Source organism: Streptomyces sp. NBRC 110611, from assembly GCF_001590865.1.
Lineage (GTDB): Bacteria > Actinomycetota > Actinomycetes > Streptomycetales > Streptomycetaceae > Streptomyces.
In genome coordinates this window covers 1-5,078 of record NZ_BBUY01000054.1, presented here as the reverse complement: position 1 = coordinate 5,078, position 5,078 = coordinate 1, and the positions used below count along the sequence as shown (strand labels likewise).

The 5,078-nt window shown below is 56.0% G+C and carries 5 protein-coding genes and 1 pseudogene; 3 read left to right on the top strand and 3 right to left on the bottom strand.

The annotated features are described in order from the left end of the window. Positions 1 to 318 precede the first annotated feature (318 nt). A pseudogene (locus tag AZE13_RS33145) lies at positions 319 to 1,063 on the bottom strand (transposase family protein). Positions 1,064 to 1,265: 202 nt separating this feature from the next. Here AZE13_RS33145 and AZE13_RS36615 point away from each other — a divergent pair. From AZE13_RS36615 to AZE13_RS36610, 3 genes are all read left to right on the top strand, one after another. Further along, on the top strand, positions 1,266 to 2,654 hold the full coding sequence (locus tag AZE13_RS36615; RefSeq protein WP_398780303.1) for an SGNH/GDSL hydrolase family protein: 1,389 nt from the start codon (positions 1,266 to 1,268) through the stop codon (positions 2,652 to 2,654). A 467-nt stretch (positions 2,655 to 3,121) separates the two neighbouring features. After that, positions 3,122 to 3,370, top strand: a complete 249-nt coding sequence (locus tag AZE13_RS37390) for a hypothetical protein (protein WP_181690546.1) — start codon at positions 3,122 to 3,124, stop codon at positions 3,368 to 3,370. A 161-nt stretch (positions 3,371 to 3,531) separates the two neighbouring features. Continuing rightward, positions 3,532 to 4,416, top strand: coding sequence for a hypothetical protein (locus AZE13_RS36610; protein WP_147264822.1), 885 nt, complete (start codon positions 3,532 to 3,534; stop codon positions 4,414 to 4,416). A gap of 134 nt (positions 4,417 to 4,550) precedes the next feature. On the opposite strand, the gene AZE13_RS37385 is transcribed toward AZE13_RS36610, so the two are convergent. Then, positions 4,551 to 4,688 carry a hypothetical protein gene (locus tag AZE13_RS37385; protein ID WP_181690545.1) on the bottom strand — a complete coding sequence of 46 codons (138 nt, stop codon included), beginning with the start codon at positions 4,686 to 4,688 and terminating at the stop codon, positions 4,551 to 4,553. Then, entirely contained in the window at positions 4,646 to 4,906 is a 261-nt protein-coding gene (locus tag AZE13_RS33140; RefSeq protein ID WP_258528186.1) for a transposase, read from the bottom strand. The genes AZE13_RS37385 and AZE13_RS33140 overlap by 43 nt, the downstream gene beginning before the upstream one ends. Between the last annotated feature and the right edge of the window lie 172 nt (positions 4,907 to 5,078).

Sequence of the window (5,078 nt, the reverse complement as noted above, 5' to 3'; positions counted from 1 at the left end):
TTGCGCAGGGAGACCAGGGCACAGCGGGCCCGGTCGTACGGACGCAGCTTGCAGGAACGGTCACCATCACACGCAACGATCACCATCGTCACCAGCTCCAGGAGCTCTTCCTCGACATCGCATGCGGCAGGATAAGAGAACACGGGGCATCTCCGCAGGTCAGGCTAGTTGCGGTGACCGGCCAACCAGCGGGATGCCCCCCCCGTTCGTCACGCCACCGTCAACACCTAGCGACCACACCACCCTCAGGCCGTACACGTGAAAGCCACCACGCGAGGGTGTCGACACGGAGGATGGAAAAGGTTCAGTGAACCTCTTTCATCCTGGATATTCGCAGGCCAGTAGGGTGTGGATGGTTGTGACGTATCTGCTGATGCGGTTGGTTGAGTACCGGGCTCGTCGGAGGATGCGCCAGGACTTTAGCTGGGCGACGGCGCGTTCGCCAGGAGCCCGCAGGTGGGTGTGCACGCGGTTGAACCGTTTGTAATGTTCAGGCAGTTCGTGGTGCCAGTAGTAGGGGGTCCGGACGGTTGAGCCAGCGCCGTGGTAGGCGCGGTCTACCAGGACTGGGATCTTACGGGTCAGGTAGGCCTGGATGATGCCGTGGGCGCGGGCTGCGGTCAGGTCGTGGGTGCGTCCCGACAGTGCGCGGGAGAACCACAGCGGTGTGCCGTCCGGGCGGGCGATGACCTGCACGTTCATGCCGTGCTTCTTATGTTTTGGCTGTAGTACGGTTCGTCTGCGGCGATGCGATCGATCGAGATCAGCGTTCCGTCAACGATCACGAAGTCGCCTTCACCCAGCCCGAGATGGCCTAGCGAAGGCCCGGAGCCCAGGCGGACAGCACCTCGAGGGTTTCGTCCACGTACCGTCACGCGGTCGCCTCCGAGACTCCGAACCCTGCTCCGAACTGCGCGAACGTCTCGTTCTTCCGAAGATGAGCCAGCACCAGCAGGGCCTGTTTGAAGCAACCCAGCCTCCGCCACGGCGGGTTCAGCTCACGCCGACGAGTGTAGATGAGCCAGGAGACGTGTTCGACCAGCTCGTGCGGGACGTCGAGCATGGCAGGATAGGCAACCAACAGAGCCCCTCGGCCGGCATCGCGTGTTGAGTGAGATCACCATGCCGACGACGAGGGGCTCTGTCACGTCACCCACCCCAATTGACCAGGCGCTTCACTCTTCTAGGGCCGGGATGAAAGACGTTCACTGAGCTTCGTTGAGAAAATCTCGGATCAGACCTGAGGGAAAGCACTGGGGTGAGATATGAAATCAACAAAGGGAAGTCTCAAATCTGTAAAATTGACCTGCCGGGTCGGTTGTACTGGCTTATTCCTTGGCTTGGTGATTTCTGGCCCTTGGGCTATAGCCGCAGACAAGGAGGAAGTTGCCGGAAGGCAAGGTCAAAAAACCTATGCGGTATCAATGGGAGATTCTTACATTGCTGGAGAAGGAGGCCGCTGGAAAGGGAATTCCAATAGGGAGCAAAGCCTCTTTTCGTGGGCTCGGCAGGCGGATCAGGATCTAACTGACCGCGTGAAGCTCGACAAGCGCAAAATTAGCGAAATCTACAATAATACCTGGGATGATGAAGGCTGCCATCGATCTGATTCGGCAGAGATTTTCGGAGCTTTAAGGCCGTCAGCTTGGCCTGATAAGGCAAAAGCTCCAGGAATCTTGAGGGTTGATCCAGAGCCGGATAAAGCCAAAGACGATGCGAAGCTTGTCGATAACGTTGTTAATATAGCTTGCTCTGGAGCAGAGACTAAGGATTTTTCTCAAAGATTTAAGGGAGAGCAACCGCAAATTAAGCAGCTGAAGGATCTCCTAGATAAAAGGAATAGGGAAACGCTAAGCACTGTATTTGTGTCTGTCGGAGGAAATGATCTAAATCTTTCTGGCGTTGCGACTGATTGCGCAACCCGTTGGTTTAAGGGGTGGCTTGCATCGAGTTGTCAGGCTGACGATAAGGTTAAGAATGCAGTCGATTCTAGAATCAAAGATCTCAAGTCGAAAATCATGAAAACAGTCGGACTGATACAGGGTGCACTGCTGGATGGGCCGGAGCGCAGTAGGGGGGCTCGCATAGTTATCCAAAGCTACCCGAACCCAGTAGTTGGGCAGAGTAAAATCAGGTTTCATAATTTTGGTTACCAGCGATACGCCTATTGCGGGGCGCCATTCAATAATGAAACCCTTGAATTCCTTCGCGATACAAGCAAGAAGCTAGATGATATGTATTTCGAGGTTGCAAAAGAGATGAATGCAGATTCCAAGAAGGGGGCAAAGGCGAATATAAGTTTCCTTTCGCTCCGGAAGCTCTTCGATGGCCATGAGGTCTGCTCTACGGATTCCGTGAGCGCCATCAAGGAACAGGTCTCTGCCGGTAAGGCTGAGTGGGCTAGGTACGTTTACGGGGCTTCGCGGGAAATTCCTCTTGTTGGAAAAATTATTGGCGTGAAGGCGGAAGAGGTGCAAGAATCTCTGCATCCAAATTTCTATGGTCAGCAAGCTCTTCAGTATTGCGCCCGTACATTTCTGAGGCGATCTGAGCTGTCTGCGGGCCATCCACTGCCAGCCCCGCCTCTTTACGCCGAATGCGTCGGAAGGAAAGGCTTGAATCCCGAAAAAGTGACTGTCGGAACGCGTTCTTAATCTCGATCTTTCGTGATACCTCGCTGACGGAGTTGGGCTCGCTTCGTTGCCGGCGGCCGAGTGTAGGCAGACCGGGTACCTGGGGGCTTTTCTCGGGTGCGGGTGCCCACAAGTATGTTGCAAAGTCCCCGGCCGACTGGCACTCGGCGATTCGCGCGGTTGCCTGAAGGGGAGGGGGTGCGCTGGTTCCAAGCCCGCCCGAGGTTCACTTCGAAATGACGGCGAGTCATCTCGCCTCGCTTGCGTGATCGCCAGGAATTCTTTGACCAGGTAGTTTCTTCGGCGCTCACGACTTTGGAACAGTGCAGCGTCGTGAATAATCCTCAAGATCTATATGTCACAATTGCCCAAGATCCGGCATGAAGGCCCGGAGGCTGGAAATTGAGTATCATCCTCCACCCTTAAGGTGTTCATGACTACCGTAAGTGGAAGGGATTGAACGTCATGACGAGAAAAGAGGTATGTAAATGACTCAAAGAAATCTATTTTCGTATGCTGGTGCTCTGCTGCTGTCTCTGATGCCTCTGTGGGCTGGAGGTGTTGTTGCTGCAGTGGATGAACCGACTCCCGAATGTAAGAAGTTTCACGATGAACTGCTCGCGTTGCCATATACGAAGTGGGTTGATAAGGTCAGGGAATTCGCTGCGGCGCATTCTGAGAAAGAGTTGGGAGAATGCATCAAGGCGACGGAAGGCGAGTTGCCTAAATCGGGATAGGGCCCCGGTGCACCTTGCTCTACCCGCGTACGAAACTCTCGAACAGTTCGCGGCCGGCGCGGCACCGGTGTGGCCACTGAGCCTTTTCCAACTCAGTTTGGTTCCGCATAAAACATCTCCTCTTGGAGGCACCCTAATTATATGAAACAGGAGGTACTTCAGTGGGTGTAACAAAAAAGCGAATTGCTAAACTCTTTTTGGTCGCTATGGCACCTTCAGTTCTGTCAGTAATTTTGATGGCCGCTCATGCTTCCCCTAGGGGCGTGGGCGGTGATTCTCTCGCCGCAGACTGTCCGGCCCCTGCCGCATCTGGAAACTTATGGGGCGGAGAATTGGATGATCTGAAATTAAACAAAAAAGAAGAGGTGCGGAGTGCTCTCACGGTTGGGTCGAATGAACCTCGAGCTACTTCCCCTCGAATTGTTGTGACGAATAAGGATCTCAAGCGGAAGGTTTACGTATTTGCCTATCCGAATGCTAAAGCCAAGCTGTCGAATAAGTCGTGCTGGGAAGGGGCGGCGAAAGCGATGCAATCGCATATCGCTGCCCCCTTCAAGGATGCGAAGGTTTCAGGGAAAGCGATTGCGGCGATGGCGGTGACGGCAGGCACGGCTATGTCGGGGTGTCCGACTATTCCTCTGTGTATCGCCACTCTTCCGCAGTGGTACGAGGTGTATGTGGCCGCGAATAAGGTCATCAAAAGGCAGACTGATTTAAAGAAAAAGGCAGAAGAGGAGGAAGCCGTCCGCAAGCTCAAGGCCACCGCGTCGAGTCTATACGGCACAGGGGTTGGTATTGAGCTCGGAAAAAGCAGGGAGGTTAATTTCAGAGACGCCCGATATTTGTTGCCGGCGGATGTGGAAACCATGGAGAGCGGTAAATCTGTAAAGCTGTATTTCGCTTTGGATAATTCTTCTGATGGGCCTGCGTGTATTGTAATTGATAGCGATACCAACGCTAGTTGGGAGGTGTCGAGTCTGGGCGTGTTTAAGACTGGGAAGAAAGTTCTTACGGAAGGCTGGAGACCTGGCTTGGAGTGCAAGTGAGCTTCTTCCGTCCTACGACAGCGGCGCGGAGGGTGTCAATGGACCGGTTGGCTATTGAAGCGAAGCGATCTGTTTGCCTATTCGAGGGTGTAGCGGACGTGGCGGGCGTGGAAGTAGCCCAGGACGATGCGGGGTTATTTCTGGCGGTGGAGGAAGCGGCGGGTGTCGTGGGCGAGGTCGTCCAGGGAGCGGGCGCGTGCGGCGTGCACGTTGCGTTTGAGGTCTGCGTTCAGCGGCTCGTCGGGGTTGAGTTCGGGGCTGTAGTCGAGCATAGGTGCAGCTCGGGTTCGGTGTTGGCGGCGAGCCAGGTGCGGACGGCCTTGGAGCGGTGGAGGGGGTGCCGGTCGGCGATCACGTGGGCCTTGCGGCCGGCATGGCGGGCGAGCCGGTCCAGGAACGCGGTGAACTTCTGGGTGTACACGGTGAAGTACAGGGCGCCGCGGGAGGCGATCGCGGACATGATGTTCACGTTGAAGCGGCGCCCGGACACCCGCACGAGGGGGTCTGGCCCCTTGGGCCCAGGAGGTGCCGGGCGGGGCGGTATCCGAGCGCAGTCCACACTGATCTGCCCAGGCCACGACCGCGTTCTCGGTCTTCGCCCGGGTGGCAATGGCCGGGTACTCCTCGCGCAGCCAGGCGTCCACCTTCGCCTGGTCCTGTGT